Annotated in this window: 21 protein-coding genes; 12 read left to right on the forward strand and 9 right to left on the reverse strand. The window is 36.8% G+C overall.

Annotated features, from left to right (window positions below; all coding sequences use genetic code 11):
• Nucleotides 1-1,024: 1,024 nt before the first annotated feature.
• Together RMA95_RS05030 and RMA95_RS05035 are read right to left on the reverse strand one after the other, a co-directional pair.
• Nucleotides 1,025-2,470, reverse strand: coding sequence for an amino acid permease (locus RMA95_RS05030; RefSeq protein WP_134262442.1), 1,446 nt, complete (start codon nucleotides 2,468-2,470; stop codon nucleotides 1,025-1,027).
• 412 nt (nucleotides 2,471-2,882) lie between these two features.
• The gene (locus RMA95_RS05035; protein WP_311069774.1) at nucleotides 2,883-4,160 is read right to left on the reverse strand and encodes a hypothetical protein; all 1,278 of its coding nucleotides are present in this window, start codon (nucleotides 4,158-4,160) and stop codon (nucleotides 2,883-2,885) included.
• Nucleotides 4,161-4,287: 127 nt separating this feature from the next.
• On the opposite strand from RMA95_RS05035, the gene RMA95_RS05040 reads away from it, so the two are divergent.
• On the forward strand, nucleotides 4,288-5,082 hold the full coding sequence (locus tag RMA95_RS05040; RefSeq protein WP_311069775.1) for a class I SAM-dependent methyltransferase: 795 nt from the start codon (nucleotides 4,288-4,290) through the stop codon (nucleotides 5,080-5,082).
• Between the two features lie 15 nt (nucleotides 5,083-5,097).
• Nucleotides 5,098-5,631 (forward strand): hypothetical protein, encoded by a 534-nt coding sequence (locus RMA95_RS05045; RefSeq protein WP_004705274.1) that lies wholly within the window; start codon nucleotides 5,098-5,100, stop codon nucleotides 5,629-5,631.
• Between the two features lie 48 nt (nucleotides 5,632-5,679).
• Here RMA95_RS05045 and RMA95_RS05050 read toward each other — a convergent pair whose 3' ends face one another.
• Nucleotides 5,680-6,252 (reverse strand): hypothetical protein, encoded by a 573-nt coding sequence (locus tag RMA95_RS05050; RefSeq protein ID WP_284087439.1) that lies wholly within the window; start codon nucleotides 6,250-6,252, stop codon nucleotides 5,680-5,682.
• A 139-nt stretch (nucleotides 6,253-6,391) separates the two neighbouring features.
• Nucleotides 6,392-6,859: a Holliday junction resolvase-like protein gene (locus tag RMA95_RS05055; RefSeq protein ID WP_311069776.1), complete on the reverse strand. Its 468-nt coding sequence runs from the start codon at nucleotides 6,857-6,859 to the stop codon at nucleotides 6,392-6,394.
• Nucleotides 6,860-7,019: 160 nt separating this feature from the next.
• Between RMA95_RS05055 and RMA95_RS05060 the strand changes: the two genes are divergently transcribed.
• The 4 genes from RMA95_RS05060 to yccS all read left to right on the forward strand — a co-directional run bounded on the left by RMA95_RS05060 (nucleotide 7,020) and on the right by yccS (nucleotide 11,947).
• On the forward strand, nucleotides 7,020-7,664 hold the full coding sequence (locus RMA95_RS05060) for a ParA family protein (protein ID WP_174724423.1): 645 nt from the start codon (nucleotides 7,020-7,022) through the stop codon (nucleotides 7,662-7,664).
• A gap of 124 nt (nucleotides 7,665-7,788) precedes the next feature.
• Complete coding sequence (locus RMA95_RS05065; RefSeq protein WP_284087440.1) at nucleotides 7,789-8,907, forward strand: AI-2E family transporter; 1,119 nt, start codon at nucleotides 7,789-7,791, stop codon at nucleotides 8,905-8,907.
• Nucleotides 8,908-9,029: 122 nt separating this feature from the next.
• Entirely contained in the window at nucleotides 9,030-9,599 is a 570-nt protein-coding gene (sodC, locus tag RMA95_RS05070; protein WP_311069815.1) for a superoxide dismutase [Cu-Zn] SodC, read from the forward strand.
• A gap of 197 nt (nucleotides 9,600-9,796) precedes the next feature.
• The gene (gene yccS, locus RMA95_RS05075) at nucleotides 9,797-11,947 is read left to right on the forward strand and encodes a YccS family putative transporter (protein WP_311069777.1); all 2,151 of its coding nucleotides are present in this window, start codon (nucleotides 9,797-9,799) and stop codon (nucleotides 11,945-11,947) included.
• A 37-nt stretch (nucleotides 11,948-11,984) separates the two neighbouring features.
• Here the strand turns inward: yccS and RMA95_RS05080 are convergent, their stop codons facing one another.
• Both RMA95_RS05080 and RMA95_RS05085 read right to left on the reverse strand, forming a co-directional pair.
• Nucleotides 11,985-13,214 (reverse strand): MFS transporter, encoded by a 1,230-nt coding sequence (locus tag RMA95_RS05080; RefSeq protein ID WP_311069778.1) that lies wholly within the window; start codon nucleotides 13,212-13,214, stop codon nucleotides 11,985-11,987.
• Between the two features lie 369 nt (nucleotides 13,215-13,583).
• Complete coding sequence (locus RMA95_RS05085) at nucleotides 13,584-13,949, reverse strand: hypothetical protein (protein ID WP_311069779.1); 366 nt, start codon at nucleotides 13,947-13,949, stop codon at nucleotides 13,584-13,586.
• A gap of 221 nt (nucleotides 13,950-14,170) precedes the next feature.
• On the opposite strand from RMA95_RS05085, the gene RMA95_RS05090 reads away from it, so the two are divergent.
• Nucleotides 14,171-14,758 (forward strand): NAD(P)H-dependent oxidoreductase, encoded by a 588-nt coding sequence (locus RMA95_RS05090; RefSeq protein WP_311069780.1) that lies wholly within the window; start codon nucleotides 14,171-14,173, stop codon nucleotides 14,756-14,758.
• Nucleotides 14,759-14,772: 14 nt separating this feature from the next.
• Nucleotides 14,773-15,087, forward strand: coding sequence for a putative quinol monooxygenase (locus RMA95_RS05095; RefSeq protein WP_016142913.1), 315 nt, complete (start codon nucleotides 14,773-14,775; stop codon nucleotides 15,085-15,087).
• Between the two features lie 45 nt (nucleotides 15,088-15,132).
• Here RMA95_RS05095 and RMA95_RS05100 read toward each other — a convergent pair whose 3' ends face one another.
• A complete protein-coding gene (locus tag RMA95_RS05100; RefSeq protein ID WP_311069781.1) occupies nucleotides 15,133-15,501 on the reverse strand; it encodes a hypothetical protein in 369 nt (122 codons plus the stop codon).
• Nucleotides 15,502-15,687: 186 nt separating this feature from the next.
• On the opposite strand from RMA95_RS05100, the gene RMA95_RS05105 reads away from it, so the two are divergent.
• On the forward strand, nucleotides 15,688-16,476 hold the full coding sequence (locus tag RMA95_RS05105; protein WP_311069782.1) for a xanthine permease: 789 nt from the start codon (nucleotides 15,688-15,690) through the stop codon (nucleotides 16,474-16,476).
• Between the two features lie 66 nt (nucleotides 16,477-16,542).
• Here RMA95_RS05105 and RMA95_RS05110 read toward each other — a convergent pair whose 3' ends face one another.
• The gene (locus tag RMA95_RS05110; RefSeq protein WP_108679818.1) at nucleotides 16,543-17,952 is read right to left on the reverse strand and encodes an FAD-binding oxidoreductase; all 1,410 of its coding nucleotides are present in this window, start codon (nucleotides 17,950-17,952) and stop codon (nucleotides 16,543-16,545) included.
• Nucleotides 17,953-18,330: 378 nt separating this feature from the next.
• On the opposite strand from RMA95_RS05110, the gene serA reads away from it, so the two are divergent.
• The 3 genes from serA to RMA95_RS05125 all read left to right on the forward strand — a co-directional run bounded on the left by serA (nucleotide 18,331) and on the right by RMA95_RS05125 (nucleotide 21,501).
• Nucleotides 18,331-19,563 (forward strand): phosphoglycerate dehydrogenase, encoded by a 1,233-nt coding sequence (gene serA, locus RMA95_RS05115; protein WP_004705258.1) that lies wholly within the window; start codon nucleotides 18,331-18,333, stop codon nucleotides 19,561-19,563.
• Nucleotides 19,564-19,661: 98 nt separating this feature from the next.
• On the forward strand, nucleotides 19,662-20,546 hold the full coding sequence (locus RMA95_RS05120; RefSeq protein ID WP_311069783.1) for an EamA family transporter: 885 nt from the start codon (nucleotides 19,662-19,664) through the stop codon (nucleotides 20,544-20,546).
• 91 nt (nucleotides 20,547-20,637) lie between these two features.
• Nucleotides 20,638-21,501 (forward strand): EamA family transporter, encoded by an 864-nt coding sequence (locus RMA95_RS05125; RefSeq protein WP_311069784.1) that lies wholly within the window; start codon nucleotides 20,638-20,640, stop codon nucleotides 21,499-21,501.
• 7 nt (nucleotides 21,502-21,508) lie between these two features.
• Here RMA95_RS05125 and RMA95_RS05130 read toward each other — a convergent pair whose 3' ends face one another.
• Nucleotides 21,509-21,952: a hemerythrin domain-containing protein gene (locus tag RMA95_RS05130; protein ID WP_263614706.1), complete on the reverse strand. Its 444-nt coding sequence runs from the start codon at nucleotides 21,950-21,952 to the stop codon at nucleotides 21,509-21,511.
• Nucleotides 21,953-22,041: the final 89 nt, after the last annotated feature.

Here is a 22,041-nt window from a genome sequence, read left to right on the forward strand (position 1 = left end):
CTTTTTTCCTATTTACCTATACAGACTCAGATGTGATAAATCCGCAGTCTTTATTATTCAGCAACCAAAACCTTGCAATAACAATGTCTTGATTTATTTATAAAATCTTCAGCTCTTCTAAAGCTTCAGACCTTTTAAATTCCATCTTGTGATATCAAAAGTACGATTTACTTTTATATATCGATATCTTTTACAATCTTTCTTTTGCCTCATCTGCTGTTTATAAAAACGTCTTTATAAAAGCAAAAGTTCCACCGCAATCAACTCAAACAAGTCGATCGTAAATAAGTGCAAAAGAGGTGATATAACCGTTTGGGAGTTAAAAAGAACTAGGGTTCATAAAACGAAAAAACCATAAGTCCATAAAATTATTTTTGACTAATCGATAGATCCCTCCATTAGTCTTTTTAAATAAAAATTGTTCACTAATACTGCAAGCTTCACATCACTACTCAAGCTGGTTAATCATGCTTTCATATAGACATAAAATCTTTAAGTAAATATAGCACAGCGCAAGGTAATTTAGAACATTTTAAAATAAACAAGCAGAGAAAAAATAATCAATTTTCTCTAAATTTTATAATAAAAAAGTAACTGAGCCTAAAAAAACCTTAAGCCATAATAATTTTATTTTATGGAAATTAAAAAAATATTAAAAATAAAAATGGTTAAAAAATTACCATTTAATAACAACAACTTAATTAACAAAAAATTTCAAAAAACCTTAGAAAAATTTAGAAAATTTCATAATATTTTTTTTGTGCGGTCCAATTTAAAACAAAAATAAAAATATAAAAAACTCCTTACTATTAAATAATCATGTTAAACATGTACTTATTTAAAAACTTATAATAATTAGCTATTAATACCATTCCGACAAATGGTTAATTTATGAATCATTATTTGATTTAATTATTAAAATAAAAAAAACATTTTTAAAAAAAATATATAACACCCCGCTCCCAAGCTTAATTTATCACCATAAAAAAAGGCCCCATAAGGGACCTTCAATCAACAAAATTAGCTAAGAAATGGCTTTGTTCGGAGCAATTTCTTTCTTACGATAAAAAACAAAATAGCTCACATAGCACAGCAAGATAAAAATAATGCAGCAGATAAAGCCAACCTGCATAGATGGATCAAACACCATACTGACACAGGTAACAATACAGAATAGCCCACCTACAATTGGAGTAAGAGGGAAAAGTGGTGCAGCGAAACGTAAATCTTTTGCTGTTTTACCTGCTTTATACCATTGTCTACGGAAATTAAATTGTGAAACGCAAATTGCGATCCAGACCACCACCATTGTAAAAGCAGCAACACCTAGTAAATTTTTGAAAATTGTTTCTGGGGCAAATTGTTCTGAAAGTAACCCAGGAATAGCACCAAACATGGTCACAATAATGGCAACAATAGGTGTTCCTGATGGTGTGAGTTTAGCGAAAATTTTAGGTAATTGATTTTTTGCTGAAAGCGACCACATCATACGTGAAGCAGCAAACAAACCAGAGTTAGCAGCAGAAAGTAGAGCCGTAATAATTACGAAACGGATAATATCTTCTGCATACGGAATACCAATATAGTTAAATACCGTCACAAATGGACTACTGCTCACATCATTTGCATTAAGACCTGCAAGGTGGAATGGTAGCAAAGAGCAAATAACAACAATTGTTCCTACAAAAAATATAAGTAAACGCCAAATTGCTGCATTAATTGCTTTAGGAACAGTCTTCGCTGGCTCCTCTGCTTCACCTGCAGCCACACCAATAAGCTCAGTACCAGAGAAGGCAAAATTCACAATGAGCATGGTTGTAAAAATTGGAAATAATCCGTGCGGGAACCAACCTTGAGCCGTTAAATTACTAAACAATGGTGCTGTTTCATGCCCGTGATAAGGAATAAAACCAAAAATTGCCAACAACCCCAAAGTAATAAAGACAATAATTGTTATAACTTTAATCAGCGCAAGCCAGAACTCAGATTCAGCAAACAAACGCGTTGAACTGATATTGAGGAAAAAGACGAGACCACCAAAAAATAAAGTCCATGCCCAAACAGAAGTAGTAGGAAACCATTCCTTAACAAGTAAAGCTGCGGCAGTAAATTCAGTTCCTAAAGTGGCAGTCCAAGTTAGCCAATATAGCCAGGTGATCATATACCCTGTGCCTGGACCAATATAACGTCGTGCGTATTCACCAAAAGAGCCTGACTCAGGCACATGAACCGCTAGCTCACCAAGACAGAGCATAACGGTGTAGGCAATCAAACCGCCCAAGAAATAAGAGATAATTGCGCCAATTGGGCCTGCTTGAGAAATTACGTCGCCAGACCCTAAAAAAAGACCTGTACCTATGGCACCGCCAAGGGAGATCATCACCAAATGTCGAGTACTCATTGCTCGTTTCAAAGGTGCAGAACTTCCATGTTGCGATGCATCATTATTCCGATAATTTAATGATTGCATATAAAAAACTGTAACGACAATTTAGTAAAAAATCATTTTAGGAGAAAAAAATAAATATGCAATTATCTTTGAATAGTGAAGCTATTTTAAGCACATCTTCCCATCTAAAATAAAATATCAATTAAAACAGTACTTTGATAATTATAAAAGTATTAATTGTATTTTAATTAACCCCACACTATTTCTTTAATTTATATAAAAATAAAAACCATTATTTTTTAAATATAATAATTTTTCAGTTAATTTATCATGACTACTTTTACTCCTATCTTTATTTAAAAAATAATCACACTATTTATTTAAATAATGACTTTTAATTTCATATACAAATAAATTAATAAAAAAATATTTTTTGAGCAAAAAATAAAGCCCAAATTTGAAGATTTGGGCTTTATTTAATCAGTAAATTAAATTAAAAACGGGTCAGTACAAATTGTTGCGATGGTTGAACTGAACCTTCAATGTAGTCACAAACGCCTTGTTCATCACAATCTAAATTGAATTGCTTATAGCTCAATGCAAAAAAATCAGAATATTTTTTAATGACAAATGGACTCATATCCGAGCTTAATGCATCACCTTGTTTAAATAATTTAATAATTTTTCGGTCATTCATACCTAACAAATAAATTTCATTATTTAATTCAATGTGTGCAACTCCGGTCTGCTCTGCCACAATCGGAATCAGATACGATGTATTTGCGAGCAACACATCTACAGCATAGCTTTCAAGCTTTAGATTAATTAAATTGAATACTAAGACTGTACCAGAATGAGTCTGCAAGCCTTTGTTAGAGCTTACAACTTGCTGGCTGTACTGAATTTTAATTCCAAGTTTTTGGAAGTCTTGTTCAGTCGCCTGCTTTGTTTTTACAAGACTACGTGTAATCGCTTGCTTGAGCGGGTTATCTAAATAACGCTCATCCAATTGAAAATCATTTTGACGTAAAATTTTCAATAACATGCTGTCATGGTATGTCAGCACATTCGCAAGTACATTACGGTAATAGAATTTACTTTGTTTTTTAATTTTACGAATATGTTGATAAAAATACGTTTCATCAAATTCATGTTCAATAAAATCATGTAAAAGACTTGAACTTGCCAATACAGATAAAGCTTCATGTCCTGTAAAAGGCAAATGAACCGTATATAAACTTGGCAATATTTCTTTTATTTTTAAGTAATGTTCACGATCGACGGCAAAGTAAGGGTCATAAACAATAATATATTCACGACTTGCATCTATATCTTGCAGCTGAATTTGCATGTCTTTATTTGCGACAGCATCAAAGAATTCAGCATAACGTCGGTCTTCAACTTGTTCAGGGTCAATTGAATATTGAGGTACAAATGCAACGATTCGATTCATATTTAAAAGATTCGAATATTTGATTGCTGCATAGCCACCCATTGAGCCGCCATAACCTACAATATTTTTAAAACGCTGAATAATAGGCAAAATGGCTTTAGCCATTTCAACCATACTGGCTTTTGGGAACCATGATTTTTGTTTTGGCATAATCCCAATAACATTGTATTGGTACTTTATTAGAGACTTTTCAGCATTGATAGATAAGCCACTCGCTCGGGTAATCAAATCGCCAAAAGAGAGAACTAATGTATTAGAATCGCCTTGTAAAAAAATGGCTCTAATGTGTTCGTCTTCAAAAATAATTTGCTTATCCATGCTCACACCGAAAGAAAATTTACTCCCACATACATAGTCAAAAATGAAACAAAATAGGTGTTTTGCCAATTTATGATTGCGGAGTATCTTATTTTATAGATGCCAGTCAGATTAAAAAGCGCAAAATATGACACAATCCTTACATCCTGCCGCTCAAAAAGGCTTCAGCTCAGCTGCTGAGCTTTATCAGCAAGTTAGGCCAAATTATCCCGTAGAAATAGTGAGTTGGCTACAAGAATGTCTCCAAATACATGAAAATTCTACTGTTATTGATCTTGGCTCAGGTACTGGCAAATTCTTACCCTACTTAAAACAAACCCATGCCAATATTCTTGCAGTAGAGCCAATTGGCGAGATGTTACAACAGCTTCAGCAAACCTATTCTGATATTAAAACTTTACAGGCGTTTAGCCACGCTATTCCGGTAAATGATCAACAAATTGATGCGGTCATTTGCGCTCAATCTTTCCATTGGTTCGACAACATAGAAACACTGACTGAAATCCATAGAGTATTAAAACCACAAGGACATTTGGGACTCGTTTGGAACCAACGTGATGAACGTACAGACTGGGTGAAGGCCTTAGCAGATTTTTTATTACCACTTGAAGGTGATACACCGCGTTACCATAGTGAAAAGTGGAAAAAGGTTTTTGAAAATCAAAATTTATTTACTTTTGACAGCTTAGAAACTTTTTCGCAATCGCAGCATGGTACTGTCGAACAAGTGGTAAGTAAAAGATTACTCTCTACAAGTTTTATTGCAGCAATGACCGAAAAAGATCAATTACAGCTCAAAGCTCAGTTTGAAAAAATTGTTTATGATTTTACGGGGCTAGGCCCACAAGATCAGATTGATTTTCCATATGTCACATATGCATATCACTTTCAGAAAAGTACATCGTCAAATCATAGAGAATAGGTTCGGTTGAAAGCTATGTTTAAAAAAACGCCTCATATCATCTTAATGTCTTTGCTCAGCTCTAGCCTATTATTGACTGCTTGTAAAAAAGCAGATGAGCCAGCAAAGACCGAACAACATCAGACAAATTCATCTACCGATCAGGTGATGGAAAAGCTCAATGAAAGACCTGTTAAAAAGTTCGCAGCCACTGCTGATGATGCACATGACATTGCTTTATTAGAAGACTATGACCGTCGCTTTACTGAAATGAGTGATGAAATGGAAACTGAGCTAGAAAAAATGCATGCGGCAGGTACACTCACCACAGAATTTGAACAAAAACGTACGCTTGATAATGTGCGCTCAGCATTGACCATGTTAAAAGACCTCGACTTAAAAACTGAACAAGGTCGTTATATTCAAGGCTTGCTTTACCAATATTGGGAAAATCAAGAAAAACACATCAATGATAAACAAGCCAATAAAGATGAACAGGTCAATCAACTTGCTGACTACTTACAAGCACAAAACCAGTTGAAATACTGGAAAGCCTCACAGCAGCATTAATTTTATAGCGTGCAATAAAAAGCCTTCTGATTAAGAAGGCTTTTTAATTTATATATTTTGTTTTTCAACCCAATGAATCGATTGAACACGGAATAACTCACAAGCACCATCACCTGTATCACTTGAGGTTAAAGATGATCGCCAAACTAAATTTTTGTCTTTAATTTCGACCAACTCACCTTTGAGATAAACCAAGTCACCGCGTTTAACTTGTTTGATTTGCTGAGCAATCTGAGGACTAGCAGGAATGATGTGCATATTAGACACCATCTGCATTGCTTGGTCAGCAGGTACTGGAAGTTTATTCATTTTCCAGTTCAAATAGCGGTCATACTGTTTAACTGAAATGGTACGAGCAATATCTGGTTGAGCAAACAGCCCCCAACTTACCGCATAATCAATCGGTGAAAACTTAGCTTGTTCATCATTTTTATAAATTTTTGAACCTAAAATTCTAAAATTGCCTTGGAATGGCTGTAATACAGAAATCGATTGATCTTTTTCAATCGGTAACAAACCATTTGCAATATTATATTCACCAGAAGTAGATGCCGTCGAAGCAAAAGCTGAGCTGATACATAAAGAGGCCAATAAACCTATCATTACATGTTGTTTTTTCATCGCTTTATACCTCAAATATTGCTAGATCAAATGCAGTAGATCTCTAATTTATGGTAGCTCTAAGCGATGAAAAAAATATCGGAATTTAGTAACAATACAGATCAATTTCGTCTATTTTTGTGCCTAATTAAATAGATTGTTAATCTTCAAAATCAATTCGTAACGTTTCAAAACGAACCTTTCCTTCTTTTATTGCTTGAGCAATTGCCTGCTGCCCTTTGGTCAAACGCGCTCCCCCACTTTTTATATCAAGCAAAATAATCTGAATATCCTCGGCAGTCCCATCCCCATCTCTAAAATCGGTATAGCCATCAAAAATAACGTAATCAACCGGATCACCCAAGAACTTGGCATCACTCGGTAAGTATTGAAACTCAGGTAAAATCGGCGCGAATTGTTCTGCCATTTTACCTTTTAATACGGCACGGCTTGTATTCACACTCCGTTTTTGTGCGTGCGCTAATGCCTGTTGATGCTCAAGCTCTAACTCCGCAATATATTGCTCGTATTCAGCCTTAATTCGACCATTACGGGTATTTGATAAAATGAGTGTAGTGATAATAATACCAATACCAGCACCTATAAGCATGGCCAGCCATACGGACATAAATTTTCCTTAACAAATACATATCATCGCGATAGATGAGCAATCATATCTAAAATTACTGAGTAGCTTAAACTTTTGTCAAAGGTGGTCATCTACTTCTTATAAAAAGATGCTAAGGTATAAAACATAAACACATGTGCTGCTGAAAATAATTGGATTTATGAAAACGATACTTATTGCAAATCAAAAGGGCGGATGCGGAAAAACCATGACAGCCATTACGTTGGCAACAGCTTTGGCACAAAAAGGATATAAAGTAGCATTAGCAGACTCTGATAACCAAAAATCTTCTTTACAATGGTTAAAGCAACGTCCAGAAAGCGTAGCTGCGATTCAAAGCTTGGATTGGCGTCACGAAAAATCGATTGGTGATGCGCCGAAAAATTTAGATTATCTAATTATTGATGCACCAGGTGCTCTTTCGGGCGACCATGCTGAACAATTAGTCAGCGAAGCTCATGCCATTATTACACCTCTTCAGCCTTCATTTTTTGATATCGATAGTACACGTCGTTTTCTCAAGCATTTGCAAGACATTAAGCGTATACGCAAAGGCAAAGTACAAATCTTACTACTTGCAAATCGAGTTAAACCGAACAGCGCCAGTTCAAAAGACATTCAGCAATTTTTTGAAAAAATCGAACATGAACCGATTGCATGGATTGCAGAGCGTAGTGCGTATGGCAGCCTAGCAATGCAAGGTTTGAGTGTGTTTGATAAACCACAAAAAAACTTTATTGCAATTCAAAGCCAGTGGCAGCCGCTTTTAAATAAACTGATTGAAGATAAATCTGAGTGGTTCTAAAAATAACTTTTTATTTTTATTGAGCAGGAATGTGTGCATTAGCATTTCTGCCTAAAATTTGCCTCAAGTCATTTTTCAGTTAATATGGCCTCACCCTATTTTAAAAATTAGAGAATTTTTGTTCGTGCATCAATACGCTCCTACTTTACAGCGCGTTTTATTGTTTGGGCTGTTTTTTATCCTGATGTTTTTAGGATTTAACATCCTGAAGTACTTTATTGTACCTGTAGTTTGGGCTGCCATTATTGCCTACATGACTTGGCCTATTTATTTAAGAATCCAACGTTTTTTTGGAGAAAATCGTAATAATTTAAATGCTACCGTCATGATTAGCTTAGTCATTTTAGTTGTTGGTGTTCCCCTTATATGCGCTATTTTTATTTTGCAACATGAAGGCCGCAACCTCTATCTTGATTTACAGCGCCAAGTTTTTTCTGGTCATTTAAGCGTACCTGATTTCATTAGAAATCTTCCTTTTATTGGTAAAGAAATAAGCCGAACACTAAACGATATAAACACCGACCCTAACAGCACGATTCAGAGTATTGCCGCTTGGGTACAAAGCCATTTAAGTTATGGGCGAGTGTTACTCAATGAAATTAGTAAAAATATCGTCAAACTTGGTTTTGCAATTTTAACGCTTTTCTTCTTTTATCGTGATGGTCACAACATCTTAACTCAAGTAAGTAAAGCCTTAGAAATGGTGATTGGCCTACGTATTCACCATTATCTCGATACGATTTCAGAAACAACTCGTGCTGTTGTCTACGGTGTGGGTTTAACTGCGATTGCTCAAGCTGTACTTGCTGGATTAAGTTATTTCGTAGCGGGTGTACCAAATCCAATGGTACTCACGATTGCAACATTCTTATTAGCACTCATTCCTTTTGGCACTCCTGTTTCCTATTTAGGCGTTGGCCTATGGTTGTTCTCTCAAGGGCAAACTATGGAAGCGATTGGCGTGGTTTTATGGGGTGTTCTTATTGTAAGTAGTTCAGATAACGTGATTCGTCCACTCGTGATCTCTGGTGCAACCCAAATTCCGTTTTTACTCATTATGTTTGGTGTATTAGGTGGTATTGCGAGTTTTGGTTTAGTTGGTTTATTTATTGGGCCAGTTATTTTAGCCGTTCTATTAGCGATTTGGCGCGAATGGCTCCATGAAACCATTGATCCTGAACCCATGCCAAAAACCACTATGATTTATGATTCGGATGATGATTTACCACCATCTAAAAATTAAGCCAATGATTTAAAAATGTTTCAGGATACAAAGTGACTATTTAAAGTAACTTGTAGGGTTTACACGCCTTTGCTTGAATAAAAAAATCAGATTTATATCTATAAGGACATCTAATAATGCCAATATTAAATAAAATGAGTGCAGTATGTGCACTCACAGCTCTATTAACAGTCGGTTGTAGCACGGTCAGCAAAACAGTATCGGAAACGACTCATGCATTAACAACGATGCATACCAAAAAAGTAGTCGATGTGAATGAAGTAACAGCCAATGGGATTGGTAAAAAAATCGGGACAATTAGCTTTCAAGACAGTGATAAAGGCTTAATTATTACCCCTGCTTTAGCAGATTTACCAAGCGGTACTCGCGGTTTCCATATTCATGAAAATGCATCGTGCGCCCCTGCTGTTAAAGATGGAAAACCAGGTGCTGCTTTAGCTGCAGGTAGTCACTATAACCCTAACCAAGCGCCACATCATGGTACGCCTACTACAGGACACCTAGGCGACTTACCCGCATTAGTCGTTGATAACACAGGAGTGGCTACCACCGCTGTTATTGCGCCACGTTTAAAACTTGCGGACATTCAAGGTCGTGCAATTATGATCCATGCTGGTGGGGACAACTATTCAGATTCTCCTCTACCTTTAGGCGGTGGTGGAGCACGAATTGCCTGTGGCGTAATTCAATAATTTGTCATTTTTTTTAAATTGTGGGTATCTAAAAAGATATCCACAATTTTGCTATTTTATTAAGCAGTTTAGATCACTTAATTATTATAAAATCTTAAAAAATTAACTGACTTTTTTAGACAAAACGCATAATATTTTTCAAGTAATAAAAAATTAAATACCCCTTATCACGTATCCTCTCATTTAGAAAAAAAGCCGTGAATTATCTGACTCAACTATTCAATCGTTTTAAAGCGAATTCAATTTTAATTTACTGTCTGCAAATTTTAATTGTACTCACAGGCACAACTTTAGGCTTACTAGAGTTAGGTCATAACGAGCTCATCGTTCCTGTGACATTAGGTGCGATCGCCGCTGCACTTACCGATTTTGATGATCGCTTAAGCCTTCGATTACGTAACCTGCTCTATGTCTGCCTACTCTTTTTTACTGTCAGCACTATTCTTGGTTTTTTAGCACCTTATAAATTTTTATTTATTTTATATCTTTCAATTTCAAGTGCTTGTTTTATTTTATTGGGAGCCTTAGGCCAGCGTTACGCCACGATTTCTTTTGGTACGATTTTACTCTCGATTTACAGCATGTTTGGTTTAGGAGAATATGCTCACTGGTACCAACAGCCTACTTATTTTGTCTATGGCGCACTGTGGTACGGCCTAACATCTATTTTATTTTTTCTTTTAAAACCAACACTTCCTTTACAAGATAAGCTTTCGCAAATTTTTGAAGAAATCTCTGCCTTACTTCAAGCTAAAGCCCGCTTGTTCGATCCAGACAATAAAGAAAATGTTGAACAGCTTTTATTTGAATTATCACTCCAAAATACGCAAGTCGCGCAAAGTCTTAACCAAATACGTAGCTCTTTGCTCACTCGTCTTAAGGCATCACGAGTCAGTAATAAAAGTATTTACTGGTTAAACCTGTACTTTTTTGCCCGCGATATACATGAGCAGGCCACCTCTAACTATCTACACTATGAACATATTCAACAAAATTTTAGCCGTAGCGATCTCATTTTTCGTTTTCAGAAAAATCTGCGTTTACAAGCCCAAGCTTGCCATGATTTAGCTCAATGTATTTTGCATAACCAGCAATATCAACCTTCTCAAGAAGGGCAAATTGTTTTAAACCATCTGGAAAGTTCTTTAAAAGACTGGATACAACAGCATCCACAAAATTTTGAAGTTAAAAATTTAAAGCTGATTTTTAATAATCTAAAAGGTATGCATGAACAGTTTGAACAACTTCAATATGCTCAACCGTTTAATGAAACGCTAAGTCAAAACAAGCAAGATCATCTCAATTTACTTGATGATGATATTCAAGATTTTTCTGACCTTGTTTTAAAAATTCGCCAGCAACTGACTCCACAATCGGCTCTGTTTAGACATGCAATACGAATTGCCGTTGTGTTTGCAGCAGGTTACGGCATTTCACTGCTACCTTTCGCCCAGCACGGTTACTGGATTTTGCTTACCAGTTTATTTGTTTGCCAAATTACTTACTTCGCAACGAAAAGCCGTTTAAAACTCAGAACAATTGGAACCTTACTTGGCGTTTTGTTGGGTATTCCTATTTTGTATTTTGTACCAAGTATTGAAGGTCAGCTCATTCTTACCATTATTTGTGGAGTTAGCTTTTTCTACTTACGCCAGAAGAAATACGCCTTGGCAACGCTGATGGCAACTTTAATGGTATTGCTCATTTTCAACTTAAAAGGCGCAGGTTTCAGTATTATTTTACCTCGCCTAATTGACACCTTATTAGGCTGCTTTATTGCATGGCTTGCCGTTAACTTTATATGGCCAGACTGGAACTTCCGTAATATTCCAAACAATATTAAAAAAAGTAGCCAAGCCACATTGGATTATTTCAATGTAATTGTTGAGCAATACCAGCATGGTAAAAATCAGGACATTGAATATCGCAGAATTCGCCGTGCTGCACATAACGCACAAATTGAGCTGTCGAATATGATTTCGAGCTTAAGTGCTGAGCCCAATCCCAAACCAGAGCTGATTCATTACGCCTTTCGCTATCTGGTTTATAGTCATAGCCAGTTGAGTTATGTCGCAGCATTAGGTAGCCAAAGACAAAAAATTGAGGATCAACAGGTATTACAGCTCTTACTGGATTGTCAGCAAATTCTTAACCAGAGTTTATTTGAACAAACTTCTGTTAATTTTAATTTTCTTGAGCAAACTTTGAAGCAAATTCAAAGTCTAACAACTCATGAACACTTTTCAGAAAGCTACACTCTTGTTTTAAAACAAATGAGTTTACTATTAGAAACCTTGCCTGAATTATTAACCCTTAAAGGCAAACTTTTAGAACAAGAGATTAAGTAAAATAAAAAAATACCGGAATATAAATTCCGGTATTTTTTTAATGTAAGTCTTGGGCAACTCTTTCCTGCATTTCCCGTTTTAAAGCTAAACGTGGCTGAGTAAACCACAGCGCAATAAATGCAAAAGCAGATAAGACAAAAGCCCATAAATGAAATTGAGTATAGAGATAACGCACCAACTCAATCATTGCAAAAAAGCTCGTCATCAATAGCATTGAAACAGCGGCAGCCACAGTTCCTTTTGATACTTCAGATGACATCAGTGCAAAACGGTACAACACTGAAAAGCTAATTCCTTCACCAAAGCAAATGAGTGTCATACCCGTAAGCAAACAAGGAATTAAATAGTTTTGCCAGACAACGCCTAATATTAAAATGAGTGTCCCAGTGAGCATAATCGGTAAACCAATTAGGACTGTTTTACCTAAAGCCAAACGGTCAATAATTTTAATTAAAACGATGTTACCAACAATTAAGCCTAAAAATACTGGAAATTGAGCTAATCCATATTGCACACTAGTTAGCTTGAGTTCATCAACCAAAATAATGGGTGATAATGCAATCCAAAGCATAAGCGGCATACCTACAAGCGGTAGCGCGAGTGTTAAACCAAGGAATTGCCGATTGCTAAACACTTTTTTAAAGTCATCAAAAAGATAGCTAAAAGGTTGTTTAGTTACACTCACCTTCTGACTAGGCATTTGTTTCTTTAAGCCAAACCAACTTAGCAGTGCAAGTAAAGCAATTGCCACAAAGCCCCAGTGCCAAGACACATAATCAATTAAAAATGCGCCAAGTACAGGTCCGAGCAAGGGTGCAAGCAATGAGATATTTGCCATAAGTGCCATGACTTTAATAGCATCACGCTCGGCAAAATTTTCTTGAATCGCTGCATAGCCTACTGCTGAAATTACACTTAACCCAATACCTTGTAAAAAACGTAATGTCAGAAAGTATTCAATTTGCCTCGTTAATAAAATTAAAAAACAACACAAGGCAAAAAATAAAACACCAGTTAAAAGTACTTTCTTACGACCTAATCGATCTGATAAAGGCCCAAGTAACCATGCAACAGATGCACCACCTAATAAGTAAAATGACATTGAAGACGGCGCCCAAGTTGCACTTACACCAAAATCTTCAGTAATTGCCAACATCGCTGGCTGAATCAGGTCATTACCAATATAAACCGCAAATTCAAATAGCACTAAAGCTAAAGGAAACATCAACGTTGTACGGTTCAACGCTGTCGTTTGAATATTATTCATGAGTTGTACACTTCAAAATAGCGGCCAAAATGTCTCAACAACTACATATTGAAATAAATAATGTAGTCATGACGATGACAGTATGGTCAGTCAATCTTTAGTTAAGTTGTTATATGCCGTGAGAGTGCATGTTTAGAATGTGAAACACCGTATTCACAAGGTGTCTAAGACAAGAAAAAATGTATGACGTGAGATTCGGTAATTTTTACCATTTGGCTTAATTGCCGGATGACACAATATCACTTTTTAAATTGATCAGCAATCGGACAGTTTCATCCATTTAAAATTCTATATTTTGATTAGTACCCACTCATTTTTATATTGTGAATAACCTTGAAGTTATCCACATATTGAATAATGATTCAGGCTTTAAGGACAAGGATTAACTTGAAAGTCTGCTGTTTCCTCGCCTTTTGTACATTGATAACTTTGTTTTTTATTCACGATTTTCCAAACAGTCTGATCTTTTTTTAATAAATACTCAGTACGTGTTTCTGATATAGCATCTTCACTAGGCACAGTCTGCAAAATCGTTACTTGTGCATTAGATGCGTCATCCAAAGCATTCATTTGCTGTGAAATACTTAAATTACTCGCATTATTTAAAAGGTTTGGTTGATCAATCAAAACTGCTTGTATCGGACTATTGGCTTGGGGTGTAGGCGGGTTTGTATTCGGTGTACATGCGCTCAGAATCAACAAATTACACATCATGAGTAAACCAATTTTTTTCATACTCAACTCCGCCACAACTTCACTTTGATGCTAAAGACTAGAAACAATTTTTTCCGTTCAACTTTGTAAAAGGTTTATCTTTAAAGTGAGAAAGAAACTGATGCATCAAACTCATATTAGTGACTTTTAATCAATAATATTTTTCCAATTACTGCATTTTTCTCTAAGAGTAAGTTCACTAAAGTATGCATCAATTTAGGAATTTAATTAGAGTAACTCTCATGAGCAATATTTTAGTGATTAATGGCGCCAAACAATTTGCCCATTCAAATGGTGAATTAAATGACACACTCACGGCATTGGCAACCGACCATCTCACTGAACTGGGCCATGAAGTTCAAGTGACTCGTGCAGATAGTGACTACAATGCAGAAGCCGAAGTAGAAAAATTCTTATGGGCCGATGTCGTGATTTATCAAATGCCAGGTTGGTGGATGGGTGCACCTTGGACTGTGAAAAAATATATTGATGATGTATTCACGACAGGTCACGGTTCATTATATGCAAATGACGGCCGTAGCCGCTCTGATGCCTCAAAAAAATATGGCTCAGGTGGTTTAATTCATGACAAAAAATATATGTTGTCACTCACTTGGAATGCACCGATGGAAGCATTTGATGATGCAGATCAATTCTTCCACGGCGTGGGAGTAGATGGCGTTTATTTACCATTTCACAAAGCCAACCAGTTCTTAGGCATGAGCACGCTTCCAACTTTTATTGTAAACGACGTGATTAAAATGCCTGACGTTGATAGTTATGTTGAAGAATATAAAGCACACTTAAATACTGTATTTGCAGCAGCTTAATCAGGAGAAAAACCATGCTTACCATTATTGCGGAAATTCGTACTCAATCGGGTGGACAGCATCGCCAAAACGTATTGGATGCATTTCAAAAAATCATTCCAACTGTTTTAGCAGAAGATGGTTGCCATGGTTATGAACCTTTAGTTGACCACAAATCAAATGCGAGCTTCCAGACTCAAGAGCCTGACACGATTGTCATGCTAGAAAAATGGGAAAGTGTGGCTCATCTTGAAGCTCATTTAGCTACACCGCATATGCAAGCGCATCATGCAGCAGTTAAAGACGATGTCGTTGATGTCAAAATTAAAATTTTAGAAAGCGGCGTATAATTTAGGTCATTAAAAAAGACGATACATTTATCGTCTTTTTTATTTTTAAGAGCAAAGCTGCGTTTGGAAACCTCTAGAACCTTTTCCTCGCGCACATTGGTAGCTCTTTTGCTTATTTTGCAATTGCCACTTTTCATCAACCAATTTAAATGAATATTCTGTTCGAATTGCAGCGACAGAATCATCCATTAAACCGGTTTGTATAACAGTAATACGGGAAACCGTTGGAGATTCTACACGGTTAAATACTTGCTGAACTGACGTATTGTTATGCTCTTTTACAATCTCAGGTTGAGCTTTAAGTACTTGTTGCATCGGGGTTTCCGAACCCACAAAAGGAATTAATTTACTCGTTGTTGCACAACCAGTGATAAGTCCAGCACAAAGCGCTGGAATCAAAAGTAAGCGTTGCATCTTTATCACCAAAAACAAAAGGCATAGCTTTATGATGCTATGCCTTTGTTGGTTACTCTGTAGAAACTATGTAGTTCTAAGGATAGCTACTCTTTTACAGATCAAATAATTGTTCTTACTCACTCAACTTTAACGACAATCGTTTGATAAAATTAATTTCTATTACACATAACAAATAGGATCATTATGCAACTGACGTATGCGGGGCAAGTTTTCTTGGTGGTCGTTGCAGTTTTGATGATTTGGTCATTTGTACTCACCAAGTTTTGGGTCAAGCGTTTAGCTAAAAATCGTAAAAGTAGTAAGTTTGAATTTGCTTATTTATTTGCCGTGGTTTTTAGTATTAGTGCTTTATTTTTCCCATTTACTTATTGGGTTTCTCAAGCAGTCTACGGCTTAGTAACCAAACCAACTTACGATGCAACTGTAGTGAGTTATACTTCTGAATGGGTAGATACTGAACGTACCGACTCAAATGGGCGTAAATATAAAACTAAAATACTCATGCATACTGCTCAGGTTCAATTTAAAGATAATCAAAACAGAACTCTAACTTTAGATAATTCAGTTCGCTCTGGTGATGTACCTATAGTTGGTGAACATATTACTGTTGTTTATGAATCAGGTGATCACACCGCACAAGAAAAGAGCTGGCGAACAATTCTATTGTTTGCAGCCGCTTTATTTATGCTGTTTATTTTAGGTTATGTGTTGCTCATGATTATTGCCTATAGTCTAAAGCGCGACATGGAACCCTACAAAACATTTGCTAGCACGTTAATTTTTAAAGTCACGCTTCCACTTGGAACAATGGCGATGTTTTCGATGTTGTCTTATTCTATTTTTGCCTATTTCTTTTTAGGTAATCCAAGGGATTTACCTGTGTGGGCCATTGGACTTTGTTTCTTTTTTGCTCTTAGTCTTTTACCGTTGATTTATCATATTCTGACGGGTTGGAAAGCGTACAAGGAATAGAGCTTTTAATAAAAAAGCGCATCTTTCGATACGCTTTTAACAGAGATTCTTTTATTCAATCAAGCATTAAAGATCAAATAATTTACCCGGATTCATAATACCTTTCGGGTCAAATACTTTTTTCAAAGCTTTCATATATTCAATTTCTTCAGGTGAACGTGAATATTCCAAATATGGCTTTTTAGTCATACCTACGCCATGCTCAGCAGAAATTGAACCATCGTATTTTTTCACGGTATCAAACACATATTTATTCACCACCTGACACTTCGCAAAAAACTCATCTTTGGTTAAGTTTTCAGGTTTTAAAATATTTAAGTGTAAGTTACCGTCGCCGATATGACCGAACCAGCAAATTTCAAAGTCAGGATAGTTCTCTTGAACAATCGCGTCAATCTCACGAATAAATGCAGGTACATGAGTAATTAATACAGAAATATCATTTTTATATGGAGTGAACGGCGCGATTGATTCAGAAATATCTTCGCGTAAACGCCATAAGCTTTCTACTTGGTCAAGGCTCTGGCTCATCACGCCATCAAGTACCCAACCTTGTTCCATACAATGCTCGAAGATTTCCATTGCTTTGTCGATAATCGGCTCGTATGGCGCTTCAAACTCAAGCAATACATAGAATGGACATTCAGTTTCAAATGGACGTTGTACATGACCATTGTTTAAGACTTTTTGCATTGCAAGTTCACCAAAGAACTCAAATGCTGTTAAGTCGATATCTTTTTGGAACGCATGTAATACAGGCATCACTGCATCAAAATCAGGAACACCTAAAACTAAAACTTGTAAGTTTTGTGGTTGACGCTCAAGTTTAATTTCTGCTTCAGTTACTAAACCTAAAGTACCTTCACCACCAATAAATAAATGCTGTAGCGCATAACCAGTGGCATTTTTAACCATGCCTTTGTTTAAACGTAAAATATCACCCTTACCAGTCACTACGGTTAAGCCAAGTACCCAGTTACGTGTCATGCCGTATTTAATGACTTTAATACCGCCAGCGTTGGTACCGATATTACCGCCTATTTGGCTAGAACCTGCTGATGCAAAGTCCACTGGGTAATACATACCTTGTTCTTCTGCATAATTCTGCAATTGTTCAGTCACAACACCAGCTTGAACACGTACCATACGGTCTGCTGGGAAGAACTCAAGAATCTGGTTCATTTTGTCCATGCTAATGACAATTTCACCATTGGTTGCTACCGCACCTGCAGAGAGACCAGTACGACCACCAGATGGTGTAATCGCAACATTAAACTGGTTCGCAAGCTTCACAACAGCTTGAACTTGTTCAGTGGTCGATGGGAAAACGATGACCGATGGGTTCGGATTAAAATGCTTGGTATGATCTTTACCCCAGTTTTCGAGACTATCAGCATCAGTTTTAATACGGTTTTCACCGACGATTGCTGTTAATTGGGTGAGTAACTCAGGTGTTAAAGCGACTGGAGCATTCATCGTTTGCAGACCTAGCAAGAAGTAAACTATGATGGGACTATGACTTCATATTTTCAAGGTTTTCACCTGAGCAAAGCCATAATGTTCAAGGAACTCCTATATTCTACATGTATCCGCACAAGCGATAAAGTTCAGATTAGAGATACTGTCAATACAAAACATGTTTAACGCGAATAAATGCGTTTTTATAAGGCTTTCAGATAAAAACATACTTTATTAATCCGCCAAGCATATTTTGAAACACTCGACAAGCCATAAATAGAAGTGATTAGACATAGCTAAAATTGCCATAAGGCGATGGTATAAACGAAATATCTATAGCACCGCCCAATATGTTATTATACCGCCACCAAATTTGGCCTTTGTAGCGGAGCCGTAATGAGCCAACATCTTTCACTACCTAAAGATAAAATCCGTTTCCTTTTGTTAGAAGGCGTTCACCAAAACGCAGTCGATACTTTAAACGCTGCGGGTTACACCAATATTGACTATCGTAAAACTGCTCTTGAAGGCGAAGCGCTTAAAGAAGCAATTAAAGATGCTCACTTTATTGGTATTCGTTCGCGTACCCAATTGACTGAAGAAGTTTTCGAAGCTGCAAACAAATTGATCGCAGTAGGTTGTTTCTGTATCGGAACAAACCAAGTTGATCTTAAAGCAGCTATGGCACGTGGTATTCCTGTATTCAACGCACCGTATTCAAATACGCGTTCGGTTGCAGAGCTTGTACTTGCTGAAACAATTCTTCTTCTTCGCCGTGTTCCTGAAAAATCGGCGGCTTGTCATCGTGGTGGTTGGGACAAATCTGCTGTGGGTTCTTTCGAAACTCGTGGCAAAACTTTAGGTATTGTGGGTTACGGTTCCATCGGTTCTCAACTTTCAGTTCTTGCTGAAAGCATGGGTATGCATGTTATTTATTATGATGCAGTAACTAAGTTACCAATGGGTAATGCTCGCCAAGTTGGTTCTTTAGATGAACTTTTAGCAACTGCAGATGTTGTAACGTTGCATGTGCCAGATGTTCCGTCTACACGTAACTTCTTCACTAAAGAACAATTTGCGAAAATGAAAGAAGGCGCGATCTTCTTAAATGCTGCACGTGGTACATGTGTGGTGATTGAAGATTTAGCTGATGCAATCAAGTCTGGTCATATTGCTGGTGCAGCGGTTGACGTATTCCCGAAAGAACCAAAAGCAAATGGTGAAGAATTCCAATCTCCACTTCGCGGTTTAGACAACGTGATTTTAACGCCTCACGTTGGTGGTTCAACTATGGAAGCGCAAGCAAACATCGGTTTAGAAGTAGCAGAGAAATTCGTTGCTTACTCTGACAAGGGTATGACGCTTTCTGCGGTAAACTTCCCAGAAATCGCGTTACCATTAACTGCTGGTCAACACCGTTTATTACACATCCACAAAAACGTACCGGGTGTATTGTCTAAAATCAACAACTTGTTTGCTGAACAAGGCATCAACATTTCTGGTCAGTCACTCATGACTAAAGGTGACATCGGTTACCTTGTAATGGACGTTGACGCTTCTGCTTCTCACGAAGCTTTAGATATGTTGCATGAAGTTGAAGGTACAATTCGCGTGCGCGTATTGTTCTAATACGAACTGTGAATTTAAAAGCCACAGCGATGTCTGTGGCTTTTTTATGGGCATTTACATTATCATGTGAAAAGTATACCAATTGATCTAATAATAAAATGTCCACTTTAAGCCAGAAATCTCAACTACATGCTTTGGGTTTTCTTATTCTTGCCATGTTAAGCGTTCAAAGTAGCGCATCTTTAGCTAAAGTTTTGTTTGAGAGCTTTCCCGTTTTGACAGTGTCTGCAATGCGTTTATGTATTGGAGCATGTATTCTGGCTTTAATTTTTAAAATTTGGCGAATTAATTTTAATCAGGTTCGATGGAAAGCGATTTTGGCTTATGGCTTTGCTCTTGCAGGCATGAATGCCCTTTTCTATTTATCTCTTGAACGTTTGCCTATTGGTATTGCAGTCGCCTTTGAATTTATTGGTCCCTTAAGTGTGGCACTGTACCACGCACGCCAAAAATATGATTTTGTCTGGGTCACTTTTGCGATTCTTGGACTCATTTTATTATTTCCTTTTAATCAGGCTCATGGTCTGGACTGGGTTGGGGTTCTATTTGCAATGAGTGCGGGTGCATGTTGGGCGCTTTATATTATTGCCGGACAAAAACCTTCCGGTATTTCAGGCAATCATACTGTCTGTTTAGGTATGACAGTAGGTGCATGCATCTTATTACCTATTACCTTTTTTTCAGGTTCGATTGCTCAAGTTATAGAACTTCCCTATCTTTTATATTTTATTGGCTTAGCCATTTTGGCCAGTGCACTTCCCTTTTCTTTAGAAATGTTAGCACTACGCAGTTTAACCCCTTTAAGTTTTGGAACATTGATGAGCCTAGAACCCGCAGTTGCGGCACTTTCTGGTTTTATTTTCCTAGGGGAATATCTGTTATGGAACCAATGGTTGGCACTTGCAACCATTATTACCGCTTCTATCGGTTGTACCATAACCACCCAAAAAGCCCGCCAACAACGTGAAAAAACAGCTGGTTAACGCTATAAAATCTGCTGGCTGAAACGTAGTATTGGCTATAATTGACTACTATTATTTTTTTAAATATCAAATGAAGCGCTAAGGTATTTCCATGCAAAATCTTCCAATTATTGCTGTGCTGTATATGATTTTGTCGATGGTTTCATATCAAATCAGTGCTTCATTTGCCAAACAGCTTATCGCAGCTTTAGACCCACTTACCGTTACTATTTTAAGATTAAGTTTTGCGACTGTTATTGTTGCTGTCATGTTTCGTTCGTGGAAAATTTGGTCTCGATTACCCTATTTAAAATGGCGCGATTTATTAATGTATTGTGCATCTTTAGGGATAATGAATATTTTGTTTTATACGTCTCTTGGTAAATTACCTCAAGGGATTGCCGTAGGCTTAGAGTTCATTGGTCCATTAGGTCTAGCTCTACTGTCTATTAAACAAAAAAGTGACTATATTTGGGTAGCACTTGCTATGTTAGGTATTGCCCTGATGGTACCTTGGCAAGATTCAGCACAGCATCACTTTTCCTATGTTGGGGCAGCCTGTGCACTAGGTGCAGGTCTGTGTTGGGCCTTCTATATTTATTTTGGGCAAAAAGTTGTGACTCAAAATATAGGGATGCACGCCTTAACAATCGGGATCGGTGTATCTGCACTTGCCTTATTGCCAATTGGAATTTGGCATAATGCTCCTGCATTACTTGAAACACAGTACTGGGGTAAAGCCTTACTTATTGCTGTTTTAGCCACAGCCATACCGTATGCCCTCGACTTAATGGCACTCAAACAACTCAATAAATTAACTTACGGTACTCTAACGAGTTTGGCACCAGCATTAGCAGCATTAACGGGTTTCTTATTACTTCACGAAGAAATCAGCATGCTGCAATGGGTGGCTTTAGCTTGCGTAATGTTAGCCTCTATTGGGGTTACTTTAAGAAGTACTAAAAAAGCTGCATAGGTTTACTTTACTGCGGCTTTTTATACTTTTTATATTCCTTTAAATATTTATTGCCGAGTGTCTCTTTTTCGCTGTCTTTAAGAATTTTTCCAGCTTGTTGAAAAAACTTATGCTCTTCTTCTTTTAAATGGTGATGAACTTTCTCACTTAACTGTTTGGCGGTTGCTAACCAGCTCGGGCTGCTCATATCGGTTTTTTCGAGCTGCTCCACCAACTCATCCATTTCATGGTGTTCAGCTAAGGCATGGCGAGTGATATCTAAACCGACATCATCAAACATCAAAGGAATATATAAATAACGATCTTCGGCAACTGAATGGGCATAAAGTTCATTTTTTAATGCATCAAATAATTCTTTTCGTTCTTCGGTTAAACCATGTGTCTGGATTAATTGTTCAGAAAGGTTTCGTTGATTTTCATGGCTTTCTCTTAATGCTTCGAAAATATTCATTCTCTTCCTCATTTTTTAGCTAAAAAATCTTTTTTATTTCAAGGTTTATGATACGTTGAAATTTATATTGTTTACGTAGCTTAAAATGA

Origin of the sequence: Acinetobacter sp. V110_1, assembly GCF_031798975.1 — a bacterium.
In the GTDB taxonomy this organism is placed as follows: Bacteria; Pseudomonadota; Gammaproteobacteria; order Pseudomonadales; family Moraxellaceae; genus Acinetobacter; species Acinetobacter nosocomialis_A.

What these genes read in the sequence shown, in the direction of transcription:
- RMA95_RS05130 (WP_263614706.1), bottom strand. Translation starts at nt 21,952, where the DNA reads ATGAATATTTTCGAAGCATTAAGAGAAAGCCATGAAAATCAACGAAAC.
- RMA95_RS05105 (WP_311069782.1), top strand. Translation starts at nt 15,688, where the DNA reads ATGCAACTGACGTATGCGGGGCAAGTTTTCTTGGTGGTCGTTGCAGTT.
- RMA95_RS05035 (WP_311069774.1), bottom strand. Translation starts at nt 4,160, where the DNA reads ATGGATAAGCAAATTATTTTTGAAGACGAACACATTAGAGCCATTTTT.
- RMA95_RS05090 (WP_311069780.1), top strand. Translation starts at nt 14,171, where the DNA reads ATGAGCAATATTTTAGTGATTAATGGCGCCAAACAATTTGCCCATTCA.
- RMA95_RS05110 (WP_108679818.1), bottom strand. Translation starts at nt 17,952, where the DNA reads ATGAATGCTCCAGTCGCTTTAACACCTGAGTTACTCACCCAATTAACA.
- RMA95_RS05030 (WP_134262442.1), bottom strand. Translation starts at nt 2,470, where the DNA reads ATGCAATCATTAAATTATCGGAATAATGATGCATCGCAACATGGAAGT.
- serA (WP_004705258.1), top strand. Translation starts at nt 18,331, where the DNA reads ATGAGCCAACATCTTTCACTACCTAAAGATAAAATCCGTTTCCTTTTG.
- RMA95_RS05050 (WP_284087439.1), bottom strand. Translation starts at nt 6,252, where the DNA reads ATGAAAAAACAACATGTAATGATAGGTTTATTGGCCTCTTTATGTATC.
- RMA95_RS05125 (WP_311069784.1), top strand. Translation starts at nt 20,638, where the DNA reads ATGCAAAATCTTCCAATTATTGCTGTGCTGTATATGATTTTGTCGATG.
- RMA95_RS05095 (WP_016142913.1), top strand. Translation starts at nt 14,773, where the DNA reads ATGCTTACCATTATTGCGGAAATTCGTACTCAATCGGGTGGACAGCAT.
- RMA95_RS05045 (WP_004705274.1), top strand. Translation starts at nt 5,098, where the DNA reads ATGTTTAAAAAAACGCCTCATATCATCTTAATGTCTTTGCTCAGCTCT.
- RMA95_RS05080 (WP_311069778.1), bottom strand. Translation starts at nt 13,214, where the DNA reads ATGAATAATATTCAAACGACAGCGTTGAACCGTACAACGTTGATGTTT.
- RMA95_RS05060 (WP_174724423.1), top strand. Translation starts at nt 7,020, where the DNA reads ATGAAAACGATACTTATTGCAAATCAAAAGGGCGGATGCGGAAAAACC.
- RMA95_RS05120 (WP_311069783.1), top strand. Translation starts at nt 19,662, where the DNA reads ATGTCCACTTTAAGCCAGAAATCTCAACTACATGCTTTGGGTTTTCTT.
- RMA95_RS05085 (WP_311069779.1), bottom strand. Translation starts at nt 13,949, where the DNA reads ATGAAAAAAATTGGTTTACTCATGATGTGTAATTTGTTGATTCTGAGC.
- RMA95_RS05100 (WP_311069781.1), bottom strand. Translation starts at nt 15,501, where the DNA reads ATGCAACGCTTACTTTTGATTCCAGCGCTTTGTGCTGGACTTATCACT.
- RMA95_RS05055 (WP_311069776.1), bottom strand. Translation starts at nt 6,859, where the DNA reads ATGTCCGTATGGCTGGCCATGCTTATAGGTGCTGGTATTGGTATTATT.
- RMA95_RS05040 (WP_311069775.1), top strand. Translation starts at nt 4,288, where the DNA reads ATGACACAATCCTTACATCCTGCCGCTCAAAAAGGCTTCAGCTCAGCT.